We start from the raw sequence: 22,276 nt of genomic DNA, 5'->3' as shown, positions 1-22,276 counted from the left end.
GATGCACGGAGAAGATGTCCCGGCGTGCGTGCTGGGTCAAGCACCGTTCCGTCACGGCTGGCGACTAAGTGTCTATCCGTTCTTCCCCACGCAGCCAGAATGCGCGCGCAGATGCAAAGCGATCCTGAGCAAGCAGATCCTTCAGGGGAGGAAGAAGACGGTGCAGGTCATCTTTCAGCGTGAAGGGTGGATTGACGATGATGAGGCCCGAGCCAGACAGGCCGGTGCCATCACGGTCACTCTTCACTGAAAGCTCTGCGCAAAGCATCTTGGGAATGTCGAGCGCCTGCAATTCCTCATGGAAGCGCCGGATCGGCGCTCCTTTCTTTAGCGGATACCAAAGGCAGTAGGTGCCGCCGGAAAAACGACGATAGGCTGTTGCCAAGCCCTGAACCAGCCGTTCGTATTCTCCTTCGATCTCGAAAGGCGGATCGACGAGAACGATGCCGCGCTTTTCTTTCGGAGGGAGGTGGGCGCCCAGCGACAGCCAGCCATCCAACTCGGTAGCGCGGACCTGGAAGTCACCTTCGAAAAGACGTGCCAGACGGCGGTAATCATCCGGATGGAGTTCCATCGCCGCAAGCCGGTCCTGTGGGCGAAACAGGTTGCGCGCCAGGCGGGGAGAGCCTGGATAGTAAGTGAGGCCACCTTTGGGATTTTCAGCACGAACCGCGTCGAGATAGGGCTGCAGAAGGCCAGCAACCTGACCGTCCAGATCGGCTTCCAGCAAGCGGCCGATACCATCCCGCCACTCGCCCGTCTTCTGCGCTTCTTCCGAAGATAGGTCGTAGAGCCCAATGCCGGCATGGGTATCCAGCACACGAAAAGCCTTGTCCTTCTTCTGCATGTGCCGGATCAAAAGAGCCAGGACTGCATGCTTGAGAACATCGGCAAAATTGCCTGCGTGATAGATGTGCCGGTAGTTCATTCCAAACCCTGCTGGATGATTTCAATAGATTTGATGCAACGCAAATGCCGCTTTCTGCGAGCCTTCGCATGTCCTATAGGAAAGACATGAACGTTGCGACCCCGATCACACTCAAAAATTCCACCGGACACACTGTCTGTCCGCATGACTGTCCCTCGGCCTGCGCGCTGGACGTTGATCTGACCGATGATGGCCGGATCGGACGCGTGCGCGGTGCCAACGCCAATAGCTACACGGCAGGCGTCATCTGCGCCAAGGTCGCTCGCTATGCGGAACGGCTCTATCACCCCGACCGCCTCATGACGCCGAAAAGACGTATAGGCGCAAAAGGTGACGGCAGCTGGCAAGAGATCTCCTGGGACGCTGCACTGGACGAGATTGCGGAAGCCTTCGTGAAAGCCGAAGCCCAGCACGGCAGCGAGGCAATCTGGCCTTATTTCTATGCCGGAACCATGGGGCAGGTGCAGCGCGATTCGATCGAACGTCTTCGCCATGCCAAGCGCTATTCCGGCTTCTTCGGTTCCATCTGCACGAATATGGCCTGGACAGGCTATGTGCTGGGAACAGGCGCTTTGCGTGGTCCTGACCCTCGCGAGATGGCGAAATCCGATTGCGTGGTGATCTGGGGGACAAACCCGGTGGCAACGCAGGTCAACGTGATGACGCATGCGGTGAAGGCGCGCAAGGAGCGGGGCGCCAAAATTGTCGTTATCGACATCTACGACAGCCCGACGATGAAGCAGGCGGATGTGAAGATCATCCTGAAACCGGGTACGGATGCAGCACTTGCCTGCGCCGTCATGCACATCGCTTTCCGGGATGGTTACGCCGACCGTGACTACATGACGAAATTTGCCGACGATCCCGCAGGATTGGAAGCGCATCTTCAGGCGAAGACGCCAGAATGGGCGTCTGCCATTACCGGGCTCTCGGTCGAAGAGATCGAGGCTTTCGCGCGTCTCGTCGGCACGACGAAGAAAACCTTCTTCCGCCTGGGCTATGGCTTTACGCGCCAGCGCAACGGAACCGTGTCGATGCACGCGGCGCTTTCGATCGCCACCGTGCTCGGCTCCTGGCAATACGAGGGCGGGGGTGCCTTCCACAACAATGGTGAACTCTTCCGGCTCGACAAGCGCGAACTGATGGGCACAGCCTATGTCGACCCCGATATCCGCATGCTGGACCAGTCGCAGATCGGTCGCGTTCTGACGGGCGATCCGGTTGCGCTGCGCCATCGTGGTCCGGTGACGGCACTTCTCATCCAGAACACAAATCCGATGAACATCGCGCCGGAGCAGCGGTTGGTGCGGCAGGGTTTCCTGCGCAATGACCTGTTTGTCGCGGTCCATGAGCATTTCATGACAGACACCGCGCAGGTGGCCGATATCGTGTTGCCCGCGACGATGTTCGTTGAACATGATGATCTGTATCGCGCTGGCGGTCAGAACCATATCCTGCTCGGTCCGAAACTGGTGGAGCCACCGGCCACCGTGCGCACCAATCTTTTCGTCATTGAGGAACTCGCCAAACGCCTTGGCGTGGATCACTATGCGGGCTTCGGTTTGAGCGAACGCGAACATATCGATCGCATGCTGCTGCCGAACGGCTACCCAGGTTACGATCAGTTGCTGGTCGACAAATGGATCGATTGTCAGCCGGGCTTCGAAGAGTCTCACTATCTGAATGGCTTTGGCTATCCGGATGGGAAGTTTCGCTTCAAGCCGGATTGGGCAAACGGTCCATCCCCCAACAAGACGCCAGCCAGCATCGGTCCGCTCGGACCCCACGCGGAACTTCCGACATTCCCCGATCAGGTCAATGTCATCGAACTGACCGATGACGAGCATCCTTTCCGGCTGGCCACGTCGCCTGCGCGCAACTTTCTGAACTCCACGTTTGCGGAGACAAAAACCTCGCGCGACAAAGAAGGGCGTCCAGAGGTCATGGTTCACCCGGATGATGCCGCCAGCCATGATCTTGAAGACGGCAGCATCGTTCGCATCGGCAACCGGCGAGGTGACCTGCGCATCCACGTCAAGATCGTTGCGACTGCCCGGCGCGGCGTTCTGATTGCCGAGGGGCTCTGGCCGAATGGTGCACATATAGATGGTGAGGGGATCAATGTCCTGACCGGGGCTGACCCGGTGGCACCCTATGGCGGTGCCGCCGTTCATGACAATCGGGTTTGGCTCAAGAAGGAAACGGCATGACGCAGCCAATGCAACCCGAAGTGACCATCGTCGAGAAGAAGCTGCTTTCCGATAACTGGTATTTTCTCCACAAGGTCAGCTTTGACTATACGGGTCGCAACGGCAAGACGAGCAGGCTCGACCGCGAAGTCTATGATCGGGGCAATGGCGCAACGATCCTGCTCTATGATCCGAAGCGGGACCTGGTGGTTCTGGTCCGCCAGTTCCGCATGCCTGCCTATATGAACGAGACCGACGGATTGCTGATCGAAACCCCGGCCGGCCTTCTTGATGGCGAGCACCCGGAAGAAGCTATCCGCCGCGAAGCGATTGAAGAAACCGGCTATCAGGTGCGCGATGTGCGCTTTCTGTTCAAATGTTTCATGTCGCCCGGCGCAGTGACAGAACTCATTCACTTTTACGCCGCCATTATTGATGTGGAGGACAGGGTGAGTGAAGGAGGCGGTCTTGAGGAAGAGAACGAGGACATCGAGGTCCTGGAAATTCCGCTCTCGCAAGCTTTGACCATGGTGGAGAGTGGCGAGATCCTCGACGGCAAGACGATCATGCTGCTGCAATGGGCGCTCCTCAATCGCGATAGGCTTCGATAGGGTCAGGACGGAACGCAGATCGGAAAACTGCGTTAAACGGGGGCAATCCAGCGAAAGGATCCCCCGATGACCATGATCAAGACCCGGACCGGAACAGAACTCTACGTGAAGGATTGGGGGCAGGGTCGCCCGATCGTCCTGCTTCATGGCTGGCCGCTGACCTCAGACACCTGGGATGACTTCGCCATGGAAGCGGCCAATGCCGGCTTTCGCGCAATTTCCTATGATCGCCGCGGCTTCGGACGTTCTGAACAACCATGGACGGGTTACGACTACGATACCCTGTCCGACGATCTTGCAGATGTCATCGAAGGGCTTGGCCTTTCAGATGTGACGCTCGTCGGCTTTTCGATGGGTGGCGGGGAAGTGGCGCGCTACATGTCTCGCCATGGCGGGAAGGGCGTCGTCAAGGCGGCGCTCGTGGCTTCGGTCGTTCCCTTCATGCTGAAGACGGAAGACAATCCGGAAGGCACGTCCGAGGCAAAATTTGCTGAAATGACGGAAGGCATGAAGGAAGATCGCGCCCAATTCTTCCGCTCCTTCTTCAAAAGCTTTTACGGCGTGGGCGTCTTTACCGGATCGGTCAGCGACGCGGTGTTGGACTGGTCTTTCAATCAGGCCATGATGGCCGGCCTGAAGCCGACGCTCGCCTGCGCGGAGGCCTTCGCAACCACTGATTTCCGTCCAGATCTTGCACATTTCCGCGTGCCGACTCTGATCATCCATGGAACAGGTGATGAAACGGTTCCGATCGATGCATCTGGCCGTGCTGCTGCCGACGGTATCTCAGGTGCAGAACTGATTGAGTATGAAGGGGCGCCTCACGGGCTATTTGCATCCCACAAGCAGAGATTGACTGAAGATCTTCTAAATTTTCTAAAAAAATGAAGGAAATCGTGTCCCGATTAACCCATCCTTCGACATATATACTCTAATTTTAGTATATTGTCGCCCTGACCGCTATACATTAACGTAACATGTATAGCGGTTAGAGTTTGAGCTCTCTGGCACCCTGACACTGTAACGATCATTCAGGGTGTCAACCAACAGGGGGTCAACGCCTCAGGCATGTCAAATCGGTCATTCTGACAATGGCTTGGCACGCGCAAGACCGCCTTCTTGGATGGAGTGGGTCATGACGTACATAGCGAGCAATGTCGCCTTTGAAGTTGAAAGTCTGGCTTCGGACACGCCACAGGCGTCTGAAGTTATCAGTCACCTCAAATCATTGGCCCATCCAGTGAGACTGAAAATCGCATGCGCACTGATGGAAAACGAGTATTCGGTCGGCCAGCTTGAGCAACAGGTGAACGTCCATCAGCCAACCCTTTCGCAACAATTGACGGTTCTGCGCGAGGGCGGTCTCGTTGATACGCGGCGGGAAGGGAAGCAGATTTTCTACCGTATGAAGGAGGAGAAATCTGTGGCGCTCATCGTGGCATTGTCTCGGATATTTGCCTGAGCCGCGATCTGCCGCTGTGAGCAACTGGCTTCAGACCAGACTCCGGAAGATCTCCGTCAAATGCTGATGATATATTGATCGGGACCGAATGCAGGTTCCCGGGGCTGGCCCTTCGAAAGAGCGATCTTCTGCAAGGCAAGTCTATAGGTTTTATGCTCGACGATCAGGACGCGATCTGCCAGAGACTGTGCGGTGTCATCGTGAAGAATGGGCACAGCCGACTGCGCGATGATCGGTCCCTCATCCATACCTTCGGTCACTATGTGAACCGTGCAGCCCGCCACTTTCATGCCTGCCTCGATTGCACGTTGATGCGTGTGCAAACCCGGAAAGAGCGGCAACAGTGATGGATGGATATTCAGGATGCGCCCCTCATAAGGACGAATGAAGTCCGAAGAGAGCAGGCGCATGTAGCCCGCCAGACAGATCAGGTCCGGCTTCAACGTCGCGAGCGCCTCAAGCACCGCACCTTCATGCTCAGCCTTGGAACCGAAATCCTTGCGCTCGAAGGCAAAGGTCGGGATGCCGCGTGCTTCGGCTTTGGCGAGGCCACCTGCGTCCTTGCGATCCGAAATCACGCCGACGATCTCGGCAGGAAAATCGTCCGCCGCACAGGCATCGGCGAGCGCCAGCATGTTCGAACCGCCGCCCGAAATCAGGACAACAACGCGTTTGCGGATCTGCCTCATAGAGCAAGCGTTCCCTTGTAGATGGTTCCGGGAGCGCCCGCTTCCCGGGCAACCATCCGGCCAAGCGGTACCACCACTTCACCTTCACGATTGAGAACCTCTGTCACCGCCTGCGCATTTTCTGCCGAGACAACGGCGATCATGCCGACGCCACAGTTGAAGGTGCGCAGCATTTCGGTGGCGACAACGCCGCCCGTTTTGGCAAGCCACGAGAAGACGGGCGGAACCGGGATGCTGTCGAGATCGATTTCTGCGGCCAGATGATCCGGCAGAACGCGTGGAATATTATCAGGGAAACCGCCGCCGGTAATATGTGCCAGGGCCTTGAGCGCATTCGTTTCGCGGATCGCTTTCAACAGTGGCTTTACGTAGATGCGGGTTGGTGTCAGCAGGGCTTCGCCAAGCGTCTTGCCGTCAGAGAACGGAGCCGGATCGCTCCATGAAAGGCCTGAGACGTCCACGATTTTGCGGACAAGCGAGAACCCGTTGGAGTGAACGCCGGACGAGGTCAGACCGAGAATGACATCGCCAGCCTGAAGATCGCCGGTCGGCAGCAACTGTCCGCGCTCGGCAGCCCCGACAGCAAACCCTGCCAGGTCATAGTCGCCATCGCGATACATGCCGGGCATTTCAGCGGTTTCACCGCCGATCAAGGCGCAACCAGCCTGACGGCAGCCGTCCGCAATGCCGAGAACGATTGCGGCACCCTGTTCCGGGTTTAGTTTGCCGGTCGCGAAATAATCCAGGAAAAACAGCGGTTCAGCGCCCTGCACGACAAGGTCGTTGACGCACATGGCCACGAGGTCAATGCCGACAGTATCGTGACGGTCGGCGTCGATTGCGATCTTCAGCTTGGTGCCGACGCCATCGTTGGCCGCAACGAGAACCGGGTCGGTGAAGCCTGCTGCTTTCAGATCAAACAGGCCGCCGAAGCCACCAATCTCGCCATCGGCACCCGGTCGACGCGTGGAGCGGACGGCGGGCTTGATCTTCTCGACCATGAGATTGCCCGCATCGATATCGACGCCGGCATCGCTGTAGGTAAGACCATTCTTGCCTGCTTCACTCATCATGCGTCTCCAATACGGGTTTGGCAGGTGCTGCAGCACTGACCCGGAGCGGCAGTCGTGCCTTGAGCGGAAACCTGCAATCTTGCTCAAAATCCCGGCCTCGCCACCGTGATGGCGGCGGTTCCATTCTTGCGGCTGGCCATGGCACGGAGTGCCGCCAGATGCAAGAGTTTGCCGGTGTTTGCCCCTGTTTTCGAACCTCCACCGGCCAGATTTCCCCTTGGTGTAATCCGGCTTGACCTTGATGGCAGGTGCAGCCTATCCCACTTCATGAATGCAGTGCAGCAGGGAACCCTTTCATGGCCTATCACATCAGCGGTGCAAGCCTTCGGCGTTACGTGCTGTTCTGGCTTTGCGCGTTCGTCGCCTTCGTCATCTTTCTTCTGGCCTTCAGGACGATCCTGTTGCCCTTCGTGGCGGGTATGGCATTGGCCTATTTTCTCGATCCGGTTGCCGACTGGCTGGAGCGGCGAGGCCTCAGCCGACTGATGGCAACCATAGTCATTCTCATCAGCTTCATCCTGATGTTCGCGATCGCGCTGGTCGTCGTCGTGCCCCTCATCATCAGCCAGTTCAGCCAGTTCGCGCAGGTCTTGCCCGATTACGTCACGCAGCTGCAGCAACTGATCGCCAATCCCGAGAACTCTTACCTTCCGAAGTGGATGGTAACGCAGATCCAGAACGCCAAGCAGAATTTCTCCGGCTTGATGTCGGAAGGCGCGGGCTTCATCGGCGGATTGCTGAATCAGCTGTGGAATTCAGGCAAAACGCTGATCGACGTGATTTCGCTTCTCGTCGTCACGCCCGTCGTCGCATTCTATATCCTGCTGGATTGGGACCACATGGTTGAGAAGGTGGACAGCTGGGTTCCGCGGGATCAGGTCCATACCATCCGCCAACTGGCGCGAGAGATGGATGATGCCGTCTCCGGCTTCATTCGTGGGCAGGGCTCGCTCTGCCTCATTCTCGGCATCTATTATGCCGTCGGCCTTTCACTAGTCGGTCTGAACTTCGGCCTGCTGATCGGCTTCGTCGCGGGTATGATCAGTTTCATTCCCTACATCGGTTCGCTGGTCGGACTCATCCTGGCGGTGGGTGTAGCGCTCATGCAGTTCTGGCCGGATTACGGCTGGATCATCGCCACCATGGTCGTGTTCTTTTCCGGGCAGTTTATCGAAGGCAATATTCTTCAGCCGAAGCTCGTGGGGTCCAGCGTGGGCCTGCATCCGGTGTGGCTGATGTTTGCGCTTCTGGCCTTCGGTGCCATGTTCGGTTTCGTTGGCTTGCTGATTGCAGTGCCCGCCGCCGCAGTTGTTGGCGTGCTTGTGCGATTTGCGATCTCACGCTATCTTCAAAGCGACATATATTTCGGCCATTCGACTGCCCTGCCTTGGGATGAAAAGGCGGAAGTCGCAACAAAGGCCGTGCAAGAGCCCCAAATTTCGCATGACAGAGACGCTTGATAAGACAAGGCGCCAGCGCGCGGAGCAGCTTCCGCTGGCGCTGAGCCATGATGCCGCAATCGGCCGCGAGGATCTTCTCGTCGCGGAACCGGTGAGTGCTGCCGTTGCAATGATTGATGCATGGCCGCACTGGAATGCTCCGGTCGTGATTTTGACTGGGCCTGCCGGCTGCGGAAAGACGCATCTGGCCAATGTCTGGCGAGAGAAGGCCGGTGCAGAGATCATTCAGCCGAAAGCGGGCGCAGAAGCCGCAACGATCGCGGCGGCAGGACCGGTTCTCTTCGAGGATGCGGACCGGGTTGCTTTCGACGACAACGAGCTGTTTCACGTCATCAACAGTGTCCGGGAAAACGGTCACAGCCTCCTGATGACCGCGCGGCTCTGGCCCATGTCATGGCCCGTCACCCTGCCTGATCTGCGCTCTCGCCTGAAGGCGGCCACGGTGGTTGAGATCGGCGAGCCGGACGAAGACCTGCTGGGACAGGTCATCATCAAGCTCTTTGCAGACCGTCAGCTGCACATCGATGATCGGATCGTGGCCTATATCGTGGCGCGTATGGAGCGCTCCATGCAGGCAGCACAAGGTGTTGTTGAGCGGCTGGATCATCTGGCTCTAGCCAGGGGCACGAGGATTACGCGCAATCTCGCGGCCGAAGTGCTGGAGAGTTTCTCGACGGACGATGCGGAAGATTGACTGTCATCTTTCCGTCGTTGAAAAGTTATAGGGCCGGGAGGAAGGGCCGGAACAGGCGTTGATTCCGGCTGACATGAACTACGCCATGCGGCGCAAGTCGTGTCGGGAAACTCCTGTTCAGACTTTGGGAAGGGTCGTCAATGGATCAGATGTCGGAAACCAATGTGCTGCCGCCTGTTGCGGAGGCACCGGGCATCGACCTGCTGAGCAGCCCTGAGAGGTTTATCAACCGAGAATTTTCGTGGTTGCAGTTCAATCGGCGTGTTCTCGAGGAAACCTTGAATACAGCCCATCCGCTTCTGGAACGGGTCCGTTTCCTGTCAATCTCTGCGGCCAATCTCGACGAGTTCTTCATGGTCCGCGTCGCGGGCCTGGAAGGGCAGGTGCGTCAGGGTATCGTCGTTCGCAGCCCTGATGGAAAGACTCCCGCGGAACAGCTCGAGGATATCCTGAAGGAAATCGACAATCTTCAGATGGAGCAGCAGGCGTCTCTCGCCGTTCTGCAACAATATCTGGCCAAGGAAGACATCCTGATCGTGCGGCCAGCCGCCCTGTCCGACGAGGACCGAAGCTGGCTGGCAACCGATTTCGAGGATAATCTTTTCCCGATCCTGACGCCGCTTTCCATTGATCCGGCCCATCCGTTCCCGTTCATCCCGAACCTCGGCTTCTCCATGGGCCTGCAGCTGGATAGCAAGAGTGGTCGCGAACCGATGACGGGCCTGCTGCGTCTGCCGCCGACGCTGGATCGGTTCATCCGTCTGCCGGATGAGGGGGCGACGATCCGCTACATCACTCTCGAAGATGTCGTGAGCATGTTCATCGACCGCCTGTTCCCGGGCTATGAGGTAAAGGGCGCCGGTACATTCCGCATCATTCGCGACAGCGATATCGAAGTCGAGGAAGAGGCCGAAGATCTTGTCCGCTTCTTCGAGACGGCGCTGAAGCGCCGCCGCCGTGGCAAGGTCATCCGGATCGAAACGGATAGCGAAATGCCCGCATCGCTGCGCCAGTTCGTGGTGCAGGAGCTTGGCGTGCCGGATAACCGTATTGCCGTTCTGCCCGGATTGCTGGCGCTTAATACCCTGTCAGAAATCACCAAGGCACCACGTGATGATCTGCGGTTTGAGCCCTACAACGCCCGCTTCCCGGAGCGTGTGCGCGAACACGCGGGCGATTGCTTTGCCGCCATTCGCGAAAAGGACATGGTGGTTCATCACCCCTATGAAAGCTTCGATGTCGTCGTGCAGTTCCTGTTGCAGGCAGCGAGAGATCCGGACGTGCTTGCGATAAAGCAGACGCTGTATCGTACCTCGAACGACAGCCCGATTGTCCGCGCCCTGATCGATGCCGCCGAAATGGGCAAGTCCGTCACCGCGCTCGTCGAGCTCAAGGCGCGCTTTGATGAAGAGGCCAACATTCGCTGGGCGCGTGACCTGGAGCGTGCAGGCGTGCAGGTCGTGTTCGGTTTCATCGAATTGAAGACGCATGCGAAGATGTCAATGGTCGTGCGTCGCGAAGATGGCAAGCTGCGTACCTACTGCCACCTTGGCACCGGCAATTACCACCCTGTCACCGCCAAAATCTACACGGATCTTTCGTTCTTCACGTGCAATCCGAAAATTGCGCATGACATGGCCAATGTCTTCAATTTCATCACCGGCTATGGCGAGCCGGAAGAAAGCATGAAGCTGGCGGTTTCGCCCTATACATTGCGGCCCCGAATCCTGAAGCACATCGAGGAAGAGATCGTCCATGCCACTGAAGGACGTCCTGCGGCGATCTGGATGAAGATGAACTCGTTGGTCGATCCGGACATTATCGACGCGCTCTATCGCGCCAGCAGGGCAGGCGTCGAAGTGGATCTCGTGGTACGCGGCATCTGCTGCCTTCGGCCACAGGTCGAAGGTCTCTCGGAAAATATTCGCGTGAAATCGATTGTCGGTCGCTTCCTCGAGCACAGCCGCATCTTCTGTTTTGGCAATGGCCAGGGCCTGCCTTCTGAAAGGGCGCTGGTCTATATCGGGTCAGCCGACATGATGCCGCGCAATCTTGACCGAAGGGTCGAAACGCTGGTCCCGCTTCTTAACCCTACAGTGCATGAGCAAGTCCTTTCACAGATCATGCTGGGCAACCTGATTGACAACCAACAGAGCTACGAGATACTGCCCGACGGAACATCGCGCAGGATTGAAGCACGCAAAGGTGAGGAACCTTTCAACGCGCAACACTATTTCATGACCAATCCGAGCCTTTCGGGCCGGGGTGAAGCATTGAAGTCAAGCGCGCCAAAACTCATCGCGGGCATCATGTCCGGACGTAAGAAATAGGGCTTTATGGTACGATCTGATGCACAGGGGCGTCTCCCCGGAAGCGCTCCTGTTTCCGTGGTGGATATTGGGTCCAACTCTGTTCGCCTCGTGGTCTACGAAGGCTTGTCTCGCGCACCTGCCGTTCTCTTCAATGAGAAGGTTCTCTGCGGTCTCGGCAAGGGCATCGGCCTTACCGGAAAGATGGACGAACAGGCGGTTGAACGCGCGCTCAATGCGCTGCGTCGTTTTCGTGCGCTTTCGGATCAGGCGCAGGCAAAGCGTATTTTCATCCTGGCGACAGCTGCAGCCCGTGAAGCGAGCAATGGACCTGCGTTTATTGAAGAGGCGGAGCGCATCCTCAGCCATCCCGTCCAGGTGCTGTCCGGCGAAGAGGAAGCTCTCTACTCGGCCCTCGGTGTCATTAGCGGCTTTAGTGAAGTTGATGGAATTGTCGGCGATCTGGGCGGCGGTTCGCTGGAGCTCATAGACATCGAGGCCGGAAAGGTCGGCAAGGGCATCACCCTGCCGCTCGGTGGTCTGCGCCTTTCCGAAGTATCCGGTGGATCGCTTGCGAAGGCACGCAGTCTTGCGAAAGGACATGTGAAGGATGCCGCCCTTCTCGCGAAAGGGGCAGGGCGCACCTTCTACGCTGTCGGCGGAACCTGGCGCAACATTGCCAAGCTGCACATGGAGATGACGCATTACCCACTGCACATGATGCAAGGGTATGAGTTGCGTTTCGACGAGATCCAGAACTTTCTTGAGCAGGTCGTGCTTTCGAAGGACAGCAAGGATCCGGCTTGGCAATCGGTTTCCAAAAACCGCAGGGCGCTTCTGCCATTTGGTGCAGTTGCGATGCAGGAAGTGCTGAGCGTCATGAAGCCGGCGCGCGTGATCTTCTCCGCTCAAGGCGTGCGCGAAGGCTATCTCTATGCCCAACTGCCCAAGGAGGAGCAGGCGGAGGATCCGCTTCTGATAGCTTCCGATCAGTTGGCCATCCTGCGCGCCCGTTCGCCGGAGCATGCACGCGAACTGGCGGAGTGGACCGGTCGTATGGTGCCCTCCTTCGGGATCGATGAAACGGAAGAGGAAAGCCGTTACCGGAGAGCCGCATGCCTTCTGGCGGATATCAGCTGGCGTGCTCATCCGGATTATCGCGGGCTTCAGGCTCTTAACCTGATCGCGCATTCGTCACTGGTGGGTATCACGCATCCGGGGCGCGCCTATCTCGCGTTGGCGAATTACTACCGCTTCGAAGGTCTGCATGACGATGGCGCAACGGAGCCTCTGGCGCAGATTGCCACGCCGCGATTGCTGGGCCTTGCCAAACTTCTGGGCGGGCTGCTTCGCGTGGTCTACCTCTTCTCGGCGTCCATGCCGGGCGTCGTCAACCACCTGTATTTCCGCAAATCCAATCAGCCGGATCTGGATCTGGAACTGGTCGTCCCCCACGAATACATCAACTTCGCGGGCGAGCGTCTGGATGGGCGTCTCCAGCAACTGGCGAAGCTGACGGGCCGTCGTCTCGCATTCGTCTTCGAATAGTCCGCGATTTCAGGCGGTTGGCTGTCTCAGCGCGAAGACGGTAAGGGGAGCATCATGACCTTTGATCGTATGCGCGCCGCAAGCATGGGCGGTCACATTGTCTGGAAGCTTCATGCGGCCCAACAGCTCGGCTGATATCAGAACAGGTTCTCCAAGGGTCTTGCAGAGGCCCTCTATGCGCGCCGTCGTATTCACGACATCGCCGAAATACGTGATTTTCTGGTGAAATAGACCGATTGCGGCGGTAACCACAGTGCCGCCATGGAGAGCCGCACAAATTTTCGGCGCCCTGCCAAACTGTTGAATCCACCAGTCCTTATTGCTTTCCAATTCGCTCAGGATCGCGCAGAGACATGAGACGCAGCGCGCCCCGTCTATGCCCGCTTTCAAACGCCATGTGATGATGGCGCAATCGCCAACATAATCGTCTATCTCTCCATCATGAGCCCGCACATGTTCTGCAAAACTTGCGAAGATTTCTCCCAGAAATTCCTGCGCCCGCAGATCGCCGAACTCACGCGCGTAGCTCGTCGAACCGACGACATCGATAAAGAGAAAGATGCGTTCCTCTTTCAGAGGCTTTCTATAGCGACCCGTAATGAGGCTGGAAAACACCTCCCGGCCCAGCAACTGCCTGATCCGCAACAGTGTGATCCCCACGAAGAAGAAGGCCATCGTGTAGAGAAAGCTTGTCAGTCTGAGGATAAGGACATCGCGCCACTCGGCATCAGCAAGACCCAAAAGCTTCAAACTGGCGCCTGCGATGCCAAAACCCGTTCCCGTCAAAACCAGATAGGCAAGCAGTGTGCTGCCGAAGTAGGCCGGTGTGGAAAGCTTCTGTATGCGTGCGTGAAGGCCTGGCAGTAGCCGGCCGGATTCGAAGAGAATGAGTGGAAGGCTGCACGCGAGAGCGTAGATCGCACCGATGTAGTAGGCTTTGCTGTCCGTAAACAGCACCATGTAAAGCACGCCCGTAAGCGCGACAAACAGGCAGAGCAGGATCCATCGCGAGAGGGGCATGACAGCCCTGCCGCTTGGCGTTGCGAGGCGCTTCCTTGTCGGTCTCTGCATGACTTCCGCCAAGTTTCCGGCTGCAGGTTTCAGATGATGGCCTTTACTATTCCTCACTCAAGGACAGATGAATGAGCCTCACGGAAACCCATGAACTCCGGTTCATGGTCCCAGCTCGACCGCCTCGACCCGCTTGTCTACGAAGCGAAGCGCAACCTCGCCCGAGATCAGCTTGAGAGCGGGATCCCCGAAGAGATCCTTGCGCCAGCCCTGGAGAGCAGGCACATCTGCTGACGCGCCATCGGTCGCAATCTTGTCAAGATCGTCGCTGCTGGCGAGAACCTTGGCGGCAACGCCGTGCTTCTCCGAAACCAGCCGCAACAACACCTTCAATAGTTCTACGGCAGACTGTGCGCCTTCAGGAACATGCGTGTGCTTTGCGGCCTGTGGCATGTCCGATCGCGGCAGGCTCAAAGCCTCGTTCACCGCAGACAGGATCGAAGTGCCGGAGGAAGAGCGCTCCCAGCCTTTCGGGATCGTGCGCAATCGGCCCAGCGCATCCACGTCCTTTGGCTGTTGCTGGGCAATTTCGAAAATCGCGTCATCCTTGAGCACCCGGGAGCGAGGAACATTGCGGCTGCGCGCTTCGCGTTCTCTCCACGCGGCGACATATTTCAAAACCGCCAGTTCCTGCGGTTTGCGCAGACGCGATCGCAGACGCAGCCACGCATCATCCGGATGCATGTCGTAGGTTTCAGGCGATTCCAGAACCGCCATCTCCTCACTCACCCAGGTTGTACGACCTTCCGCTTCCAGCTTGTTCTTGAGGAAGAGATAGACATCACGCAGATGGGTTACATCGGCCAGTGCATAGTCCAGCTGCTTATCCGAAAGAGGGCGCCTGCTCCAGTCCGTGAAACGAGACGACTTGTCGATCTGCACATTCTTGATCCGCTGTACGAGCTGGTCGTAGGAGATCGAGTCGCCAAAGCCGCAGACCATTGCGGCGACCTGCGTGTCGAAAATGGGATGCGGTATCAGATTTCCGAGATGGTAGACGATTTCCAGATCCTGACGTGCGGCATGAAAGACCTTCACGACTTCCGGATTTGCCATCAGCTCGAAAAAAGGCTTGAGGTCCAAACCCTTGGCGAGTGGATCGACGATGACTTCAAGATCCGGGCCTGCCATTTGTATGAGGCACAGCTCTGGCCAGAAGGTCGTTTCACGCAGGAACTCCGTGTCAACGGTCACGAATTGCGAGCGGGCAAGTGTTCGGCAGGCTTCCTCAAGGGCAATTGTCGTATCGATCATCAGCTTCGTCGGCAGGAGTTGAGAATAAACGTTCTACCTTCCTTCTCCTTTCGTCAGCCAAAGTCAACAGAAGGACCGTTGCGATGGATCAACCCCCGGTATTATCCGCTGCTTTGTCGTCCAGACGGCAACAATGTACAAAATTCAGGTGACCCTAACGTAAGATGTCATTCCGCTCTTCTGATGCTCGATGATGTGGCAATGCAGGACCCAGTCACCCGGATTGTCGGCAACTAGCGATAGTTGTACCTTCTCGTCTGGCATGGCGAGATAGGTATCGGTGATCAGGGGCGGAACCTGTCTCATATTGGAAGCGACGACCTGGAAGTTCATTCCGTGCAGATGGATCGGATGGATGTGCGGCGTCAGGTTTTCCAGATTGAAGATATAGCTCTTGCCCAGTTTCAGCTCCGCAAGCGGCGCGGTCGGATCGACGCTGTCCCCAGGCCAAGGCACACGATTGATAGCCCAGAACGTATATCCAAGCGAGCCGCAGAAGGATTCCTTTGCGCCACCTTCTGCCGTAGCGCTGAGGATCAGCGGTATCTGCTCTGCATTCTTGAGATCAGGCTCCTGCCATGGATTGGCTGAGAGAGGTGGCAGCTCCTCGAGCCGGTGCTTGAGGCTTTGGCCGATGGCCTGGAAGGTCGCAACAGTTTTTGCGGTGGAAGGGCGCGTGTCCAGGAGCGACACGACACTGCCTTCGACATCCGGCATACGCAGCGCAAGGTCGAGACGCTGACCGGGCCCGATGACCGCCGTTTCCAGTCGGAAGCGGTTCGGCACCGGTTGGCCGTCTATGGCAATCACCTCGGCATCAGCACCCTCCAGCCGAAGCTGGTAGATGCGCGTCACGTCACTCGCAACAAGCCGCAGTCTTAAAATTCCGCCCGATGGCGCCTCATAGGCAGGCTGGACCTGCCAGTTCGCTCCCCTCACAGTGCCGAATGTGCCGTTTCGCGCGGCGTCGCGCGGCTTGAACTGCTCGATGAACTCTCCCTTTGCCCCAAGCCGCCAGTCCCGCAGATTGAGTGCGATTTCCGCATCGAATTGCGGGTCTTTCGGGTCCTCGACGATCAGCATTCCTGTCATGCCGCGACCCATCTGCGTCAGTGTATTGCAGTGGGGGTGGTACCAGAAGGTGCCCGCATCCGGTGCCGCAAACCGATAGTCGAAGCTGTCGCCCGTATAGACATAGGGTTGGGTCAGAAAGGGAACGCCGTCCATCCGGTTCTCGATGCGCAGGCCATGCCAGTGAATGGTCGTTGGTTCATTGAGACGGTTCACGAGCTTCGCGGAAAAGGCTTCACCCCGCTTTGCGCGCAAAGTCGGCGGCATCAACGCATCCGGCTCGCCAAGGGAGCGGTAGGTCATAACGCCATCAGTCAGATGCTGACCGTCCAGCAGAGCTTTGGCGTTCACGGCCTCCAGTTCGATTTCATTGGCGGCGTTCGCTGTTCTGCTGGAAACTATCGCAGCACCCAGCCCCGTTCCATAGGCCGCGATGCCAAGCCCAGCTTTCAGCACGTTCCTGCGGTTCATCCGGATCATGGTGGCGCGTCCTGCTTCTTGTCGCCGCCTTTTAAACATGAGTGCGCAAATCATCAATGAGCTGACGCGGGCAGAGTGACGCAGTGCTCACGTCCGGGGTGGCCGGCGCTCGTCATCGGGTGTGCCAGCGAGCTTGTTGAAATAGGCCGACGTTCTCAGCAGGGCTCGAAAGCGACCCGGCCTTTGTTCTGGCGGAATGGCGGGCCGGGTTCTCATTCTCAGGAATGTATAGGCAAGGAACCCGGTGAAGATGAACGAGGTGTAGATGAAGAACACCTTGGGTCCGATGAACTGCAGCAGAAGCGATGCAAGCAGCGGCCCGATGGTCGCCCCGATAGACCAGAAGAAGAGAAGCCCTGCGGAAACCAGAGCGTGCTCGCCCGGCTTTGCGTGATCGTTCGCATGGGCCGAGCAAAGGGAGTAAAGCGGCATGGCAAAGGCACCATAGACGAAGATGCCGATGATGTTCGCGGTCTGGTCAAGGCCAGCGACGAATGAAAGGTATCCGCCTGTGAGGATCGTTCCGATCGTGGCCCAGATGATAACCTTTCGACGGTCCAGCCTGTCGGAATAAAGGCCGAGGGGATATTGCAGAACGACACCGCCGATGATGCCCGCGCTCATGAAGGTGGCAATCCCTGTGACGCTCATGCCGATATCCTGGGCGTAGATCGGTCCGATATTGCGGAAGGCCGCCATGGCGAGGCCCACCGCGATGACGCCGACCACGGATAGCGGCGAGATCCGCCAGACGGCGCGAATATCATAGTTGATCGCTTCCGGTGGAGAGGGGTGCGAGCGGTCTGCAACCGAGATGGGAACCAGTGACATTGCCATCGCAATTGCCACCAGCGAGAAGATGACCGGACCTTCGACGCCGATGGCAGGAATAAGATATTGGGCAAGCGTTACCGATGACAGATCGACCAGGCGATAGACGGAAAGAGTCCTGGCCCGATTGGCATTGGTGACCTTGGCATTGATCCAGCTTTCGATGACGGCGAAGAGACTGGCCACCGCAATGCCGATGATAAACCGCATCAGCATCCAGAAACCGGGCTCGATAAAGAGCGGCATGAGAATGCTGCAGCTTGCCGTGATGGCCGCCATGGCCGCGAAGCTGCGAATATGCCCGATGGATCGCAGGATGCGGGTCACATAGAGGCAACCGATGGCAAACCCGATGCTGTAGGCAGCACCGATCATTCCAATCGTTGATGGTGAAAAGCCCTCGGCGGACCCGCGAAGCGCAATATAGGTCCCTTGCAGGCCATTGCCGCCAATCAATATGCCGGCAGTGACGAGCAGGGGGATCAGCGGGCGTATGGTGGACATGGTTTGAGGCCATCTGCTGTGCTTGACGAGCGAGGGGCCATTCCCATGCGTCGTTCCACTGTTTTAGCCACGCCTTGAGGCGGAAGATAGTTCAGAGCTTAGATCGATCCATCACGGGAACTGATGATTGCGGCTCGATAAGTCTCATCTCAAAGGAACGGCTGACCGCTGAGAGCTTGAACAAAGGTCATGACCACAACCGCGATCGATACTAGAGCACCGCCGAGAATCATCCAGCGAGCGTGCTGCGCAACAAGACAATCCGCCAGCAGCCCCAGAATCGGCAGAGCCTGCATGATGTGCGTTGCGAAGAAGTGCGGAACGCGCAGATCGCCACCGGTTCGCGACCAGCCGAGCAGAAGAAGGCCGCCTGCATCGCTGCGAATTCCGCCTACCCAGTGACCGGGTCCGGCAATCTGGCCGCTCCCGAGAACGAATGCCGTAATCAAGGTCAGGATGCTGCCCAGAATCAATCCCCAGCCAGCCCCAAGCCGCAGGCCCGCCTGGACGGAGCGATCCGGGCGACGAAGGATGTAAATTCCGATGACCAGGCTTGAGAGAACAAGCAGGGCGGCACCCACGCCCATCAGGCTATAGGCAAGGGCCTCCGTCGCCGTGGCTGTGTTGAAATGGGAGGCGCGGCCACGCGCAGCCTGCAGCGTGATGTAGGCAATCTCACCGGTTGCTGTGGCGGCGGCGACCATGCATGCAAGCCAGACGCCACGGCCTTCACGGACACGTCTTTCGATCAGCGGCAGCAGCAAAAGCAGCGTTCCAAGCATGACGATGAGCGACGCCTGAAATTTGAGCGGCTTGATCCAGACACTGATCTCATTGATCAGCCGGTCGTCGATGACGAGGGCGACCAGACTGGGAACAGCGAGTCCCAGTTGCAGCCCGATGCTGACGATCAGCAAACGCCGTGTCTTGTCTGCCGAGCTCTGGATGTTGCGTGAGAGGGCAGGTGAAATGCTGTCGTCAAAGCCTATCGTCATCGGTCAGACCTTTCGGAGCGTCAGCGCCGCCTCGCTGGCGCGGGTGATGGAGAAGAGCAGAAGGCCGAGTGGACCGAACATGAAAGTGGCAACAAGCAGAGGCCCCTGCAGCAGCCGGTTAAAGCCACGCCTGTCGGCTTCGATAGCGATCCAGGTGCCCACGAAGAGATCGAAGGCAAGGTAGTGCACCCAGCCGGCCGTCAGCACCGCATCGCTCAGAAACAGAGCGCGGACTTCGGCAATCGAGCCGAACCCGCCATCTTCAACCCGAAAGAAATAGACGAAGACCAGGACCGCATAGGTGAGCGACAGCGCCCCGATCAAGCCTGACCGGATGAAAGCGACCAGTGCTGGCCATCGGGGCGCAAAAATGAGCAGCAGCCAGCCACCCAAAGCAACGCTGCTGGCAAGTGAAAATACGGTATCTACGTGCATGAGCGCCTCATCTTGACGGTGACAAGATTAAGCATGAGGCCAAACTTGGCAATGTCAAGATTATTTTGACACGCCCTGTGCTTCAGCGGTAAGAAGGTGGAATGGCGAGACAAAAAGCGTATCATCATGGGGATCTGCGGCAGGCGCTCATCGAGAATGGCCTAGCCCTGCTGGAGGAACTGGGGCTTGAGGAATTGTCATTGCGCAAGCTGGCGGCCCGGGTGGGCGTGTCTCATGCTGCGCCGGAGCATCATTTCCCAAGCCTGCGTCATTTATTGAACGCTCTGGCTGCGGAGGGCTTCAAGGCGTTCCGACTGTCAATGACAAGCGAGATGTCAACGGCCGCGCCCACTGCTGCCGAGCAACTCCGTGCTGCCCTGCGGGGTTACACGGCCTTTGCCGCGTCGAATCCTCATCTTTTCCGGCTGATGTTCAATAAGAACAGGCTGGATTGGGACGATCCGGTTCTCGGCGAAGCAGGGCAGGGCGCGCGCGATGTGCTGGCGGAAGTTTCCCGTTCTGTGGCTGAACGCCTGGGTCTGACAGGCGTCGAGGGCAGACTTTCCGTCGAACATCTAGTCTGGGCTCACGCCCATGGTTACGCACACCTTCTGATTGATCAAAAGATTGCGCGGGATAGCGCCTGCGCAGACCTTTCCCCGGTTCCGCCTCTGGATCTCGTGCAGTTTCTCCTGCCGGAGTAACCTCGTCTGAGTCGCGACCGCGCAGAGGATAAAGGCCCGCCTTTCTGCGTTGAATGGCACTTCTGCTTGACAAATCTGGCGCACCATGCGCTTTTCCGCCCGATTTTAAACGCTGGCCGGAATCTGTGTTTCGAGCTGGCTTACCCGATTCCAGGATTTTGAAATGCACCCTTATCGCAGCCACACCTGTGCCGCTCTCAGGAAGTCCGATGTCGGCGCGACCGTTCGCCTCTCCGGCTGGGTCCACCGTGTTCGTGACCACGGCGGCGTTCTGTTTATCGACCTTCGCGACCATTATGGCATGACCCAAGTGGTCGCCGATCCCGATAGCCCGGCCTTCAAGGTCGCCGAGACCGTTCGCGGCGAATGGGTCATTCGTATCGATGGCGTGGTCAAGGCCCGCACCGACGAAACCGTCAACAAGAACATGCCAACGGGCGAAATCGAGCTCTATGCCAAGGAGATCGAGGTTCTGTCGGCTGCCAAGGAACTGCCGCTGCCGGTCTTCGGTGAGCCGGAATACCCGGAAGATGTTCGCCTGAAGTATCGCTTCCTCGATCTGCGCCGCGAAACGCTGCACAAGAACATCGTCAAGCGGACCCAGATCATTGCGGCCATGCGGTCCGGTATGACGTCTTCCGGATTTGCCGAGTATTCGACGCCTATCCTCACGGCCTCTTCGCCTGAAGGTGCGCGAGACTTCCTGGTGCCGAGCCGTATTCACCCCGGCAAGTTCTTTGCCCTGCCGCAGGCGCCGCAACAGTACAAGCAGCTTCTGATGGTGGCTGGCTTCGACCGCTACTTCCAGATCGCGCCTTGCTTCCGCGATGAGGATCCGCGCGCAGACCGTCTGCCGGGCGAATTCTACCAGCTCGACGTCGAGATGAGCTTCGTCACCCAGGAAGATGTCTGGGGCACGATGGAGCCGATGATGACGGCGGTGTTCGAACAATTCGCCGAGGGCAAGCCTGTAACAAAGAACTGGCCACGCATTCCTTATGATGAAGCGATCCGCAAATACGGCTCTGACAAGCCGGATCTGCGCAACCCCATCACCATGCAGGCTGTCACCGAGCATTTCGCTGGCTCAGGCTTCAAGGTCTTCGCGAACATGATTGCGTCGAACCCGAAGGTCGAAGTCTGGGCAATTCCGGCGAAGACCGGCGGAAGCCGCGCTTTCTGCGACCGCATGAATGCCTGGGCGCAGGCGCAGGGCCAGCCGGGTCTCGGTTACATTTTCTGGAAGGAAGAGGACGGCAAGATCGCCGGTTCCGGTCCGCTCGCAAAGAACATCGGCGAAGAGCGCACCGAAGCAGTTCGCACGCAGCTTGGACTGGAAGCTGGTGACGCCTGCTTCTTCGTGGCGGGCGATCCTGCCAAGTTCTACAAGTTTGCTGGTGAAGCCCGCACGCGCGCAGGCGAGGAACTGAACCTCGTTGATCGCGATCGCTACGAGTTCTGCTGGATCGTCGACTTCCCGTTCTTCGAATACAACGAAGAAGACAAGAAGATCGATTTCGCTCACAACCCGTTCTCGATGCCGCAGGGCGGATTGGATGCTCTCGAAAACCAGGATCCTCTGACGATCAAGGCCTATCAGTACGATGCCGTCTGCAACGGCTTCGAGATCGCCTCGGGCTCGATCCGTAACCAGTCGCCGGATCTGATGGTCAAGGCCTTCGAACTGGTTGGTCTCTCCAAGGCCGACGTCGAAGAGCGCTTTGGCGGCATGTACCGCGCATTCCAGTATGGTGCGCCTCCACACGGTGGTTGTGCCTTCGGTATCGACCGCGTCGTCATGCTTCTGGTGGGCGCGAAGAACCTGCGCGAAATCACGCTGTTCCCGATGAATCAGCAGGCCCAGGATCTTCTGATGAATGCACCGTCGGAAGCAACCCCGACACAGCTTCGCGAGCTTTCGCTGCGCGTCATCCCGCCGCAGAAGAAAGACTGATCTTCAGGCTGATT

General features: G+C 58.0%; 19 protein-coding genes. 10 read left to right on the top strand and 9 right to left on the bottom strand.

Annotated elements, in window-relative coordinates; all coding sequences use genetic code 11:
- Positions 1–64: 64 nt before the first annotated feature.
- The gene (locus tag ASD54_RS00740; protein ID WP_062552702.1) at positions 65–928 is read right to left on the bottom strand and encodes a 23S rRNA (adenine(2030)-N(6))-methyltransferase RlmJ; all 864 of its coding nucleotides are present in this window, start codon (positions 926–928) and stop codon (positions 65–67) included.
- 86 nt (positions 929–1,014) lie between these two features.
- Here ASD54_RS00740 and ASD54_RS00735 point away from each other — a divergent pair, with 86 nt between their 5' ends.
- The 4 genes from ASD54_RS00735 to ASD54_RS00720 all read left to right on the top strand — a co-directional run bounded on the left by ASD54_RS00735 (position 1,015) and on the right by ASD54_RS00720 (position 5,190).
- Positions 1,015–3,138 carry a molybdopterin oxidoreductase family protein gene (locus ASD54_RS00735; RefSeq protein ID WP_082547036.1) on the top strand — a complete coding sequence of 708 codons (2,124 nt, stop codon included), beginning with the start codon at positions 1,015–1,017 and terminating at the stop codon, positions 3,136–3,138.
- Positions 3,135–3,728 carry an NUDIX domain-containing protein gene (locus ASD54_RS00730; protein WP_062552700.1) on the top strand — a complete coding sequence of 198 codons (594 nt, stop codon included), beginning with the start codon at positions 3,135–3,137 and terminating at the stop codon, positions 3,726–3,728. Before ASD54_RS00735 ends, ASD54_RS00730 begins: the two co-directional genes overlap by 4 nt.
- A gap of 66 nt (positions 3,729–3,794) precedes the next feature.
- On the top strand, positions 3,795–4,616 hold the full coding sequence (locus ASD54_RS00725) for an alpha/beta hydrolase (protein WP_062552699.1): 822 nt from the start codon (positions 3,795–3,797) through the stop codon (positions 4,614–4,616).
- Between the two features lie 247 nt (positions 4,617–4,863).
- The gene (locus ASD54_RS00720; RefSeq protein WP_062553196.1) at positions 4,864–5,190 is read left to right on the top strand and encodes a metalloregulator ArsR/SmtB family transcription factor; all 327 of its coding nucleotides are present in this window, start codon (positions 4,864–4,866) and stop codon (positions 5,188–5,190) included.
- A gap of 56 nt (positions 5,191–5,246) precedes the next feature.
- Here ASD54_RS00720 and purN read toward each other — a convergent pair whose 3' ends face one another.
- Complete coding sequence (gene purN, locus ASD54_RS00715) at positions 5,247–5,879, bottom strand: phosphoribosylglycinamide formyltransferase (RefSeq protein WP_062552698.1); 633 nt, start codon at positions 5,877–5,879, stop codon at positions 5,247–5,249.
- A complete protein-coding gene (gene purM / locus ASD54_RS00710; RefSeq protein ID WP_062552697.1) occupies positions 5,876–6,949 on the bottom strand; it encodes a phosphoribosylformylglycinamidine cyclo-ligase in 1,074 nt (357 codons plus the stop codon). The genes purN and purM overlap by 4 nt, the downstream gene beginning before the upstream one ends.
- Before the next feature lie 299 nt (positions 6,950–7,248).
- Between purM and ASD54_RS00705 the strand changes: the two genes are divergently transcribed.
- The 4 genes from ASD54_RS00705 to ppx all read left to right on the top strand — a co-directional run bounded on the left by ASD54_RS00705 (position 7,249) and on the right by ppx (position 12,963).
- Positions 7,249–8,412 carry an AI-2E family transporter gene (locus tag ASD54_RS00705; protein ID WP_062552696.1) on the top strand — a complete coding sequence of 388 codons (1,164 nt, stop codon included), beginning with the start codon at positions 7,249–7,251 and terminating at the stop codon, positions 8,410–8,412.
- A complete protein-coding gene (gene hdaA, locus ASD54_RS00700; protein WP_062552695.1) occupies positions 8,396–9,106 on the top strand; it encodes a DnaA regulatory inactivator HdaA in 711 nt (236 codons plus the stop codon). Before ASD54_RS00705 ends, hdaA begins: the two co-directional genes overlap by 17 nt.
- A gap of 149 nt (positions 9,107–9,255) precedes the next feature.
- A complete protein-coding gene (locus tag ASD54_RS00695) occupies positions 9,256–11,436 on the top strand; it encodes an RNA degradosome polyphosphate kinase (protein ID WP_244484645.1) in 2,181 nt (726 codons plus the stop codon).
- A gap of 6 nt (positions 11,437–11,442) precedes the next feature.
- Positions 11,443–12,963: an exopolyphosphatase gene (gene ppx, locus ASD54_RS00690; protein WP_062552693.1), complete on the top strand. Its 1,521-nt coding sequence runs from the start codon at positions 11,443–11,445 to the stop codon at positions 12,961–12,963.
- A 9-nt stretch (positions 12,964–12,972) separates the two neighbouring features.
- Here ppx and ASD54_RS00685 read toward each other — a convergent pair whose 3' ends face one another.
- The 6 genes from ASD54_RS00685 to ASD54_RS00660 form a co-directional block, all read right to left on the bottom strand.
- Positions 12,973–14,034: an adenylate/guanylate cyclase domain-containing protein gene (locus ASD54_RS00685; RefSeq protein WP_244484620.1), complete on the bottom strand. Its 1,062-nt coding sequence runs from the start codon at positions 14,032–14,034 to the stop codon at positions 12,973–12,975.
- A 102-nt stretch (positions 14,035–14,136) separates the two neighbouring features.
- Complete coding sequence (rnd, locus tag ASD54_RS00680; RefSeq protein WP_062552691.1) at positions 14,137–15,288, bottom strand: ribonuclease D; 1,152 nt, start codon at positions 15,286–15,288, stop codon at positions 14,137–14,139.
- A gap of 144 nt (positions 15,289–15,432) precedes the next feature.
- A complete protein-coding gene (locus ASD54_RS00675) occupies positions 15,433–16,839 on the bottom strand; it encodes a multicopper oxidase family protein (protein ID WP_062552690.1) in 1,407 nt (468 codons plus the stop codon).
- Positions 16,840–16,926: 87 nt separating this feature from the next.
- Positions 16,927–18,174: an MFS transporter gene (locus ASD54_RS00670; RefSeq protein ID WP_062552689.1), complete on the bottom strand. Its 1,248-nt coding sequence runs from the start codon at positions 18,172–18,174 to the stop codon at positions 16,927–16,929.
- Between the two features lie 149 nt (positions 18,175–18,323).
- A complete protein-coding gene (locus tag ASD54_RS00665) occupies positions 18,324–19,169 on the bottom strand; it encodes a hypothetical protein (RefSeq protein ID WP_062552688.1) in 846 nt (281 codons plus the stop codon).
- Positions 19,170–19,172: 3 nt separating this feature from the next.
- A complete protein-coding gene (locus tag ASD54_RS00660) occupies positions 19,173–19,604 on the bottom strand; it encodes an ABA4-like family protein (protein ID WP_062552687.1) in 432 nt (143 codons plus the stop codon).
- 101 nt (positions 19,605–19,705) lie between these two features.
- Here ASD54_RS00660 and ASD54_RS00655 point away from each other — a divergent pair, with 101 nt between their 5' ends.
- Both ASD54_RS00655 and aspS read left to right on the top strand, forming a co-directional pair.
- Positions 19,706–20,308, top strand: coding sequence for a TetR/AcrR family transcriptional regulator (locus ASD54_RS00655; RefSeq protein ID WP_062552686.1), 603 nt, complete (start codon positions 19,706–19,708; stop codon positions 20,306–20,308).
- A 163-nt stretch (positions 20,309–20,471) separates the two neighbouring features.
- A complete protein-coding gene (gene aspS / locus ASD54_RS00650) occupies positions 20,472–22,262 on the top strand; it encodes an aspartate--tRNA ligase (RefSeq protein ID WP_062552685.1) in 1,791 nt (596 codons plus the stop codon).
- Positions 22,263–22,276: the final 14 nt, after the last annotated feature.

This window comes from Rhizobium sp. Root149 (assembly GCF_001427345.1).
Lineage (GTDB): Bacteria > Pseudomonadota > Alphaproteobacteria > Rhizobiales > Rhizobiaceae > Neorhizobium > Neorhizobium rhizoryzae.
Note: the sequence above shows the minus strand (reverse complement) of the source record. Positions and strands in the feature narration are given on the sequence as shown.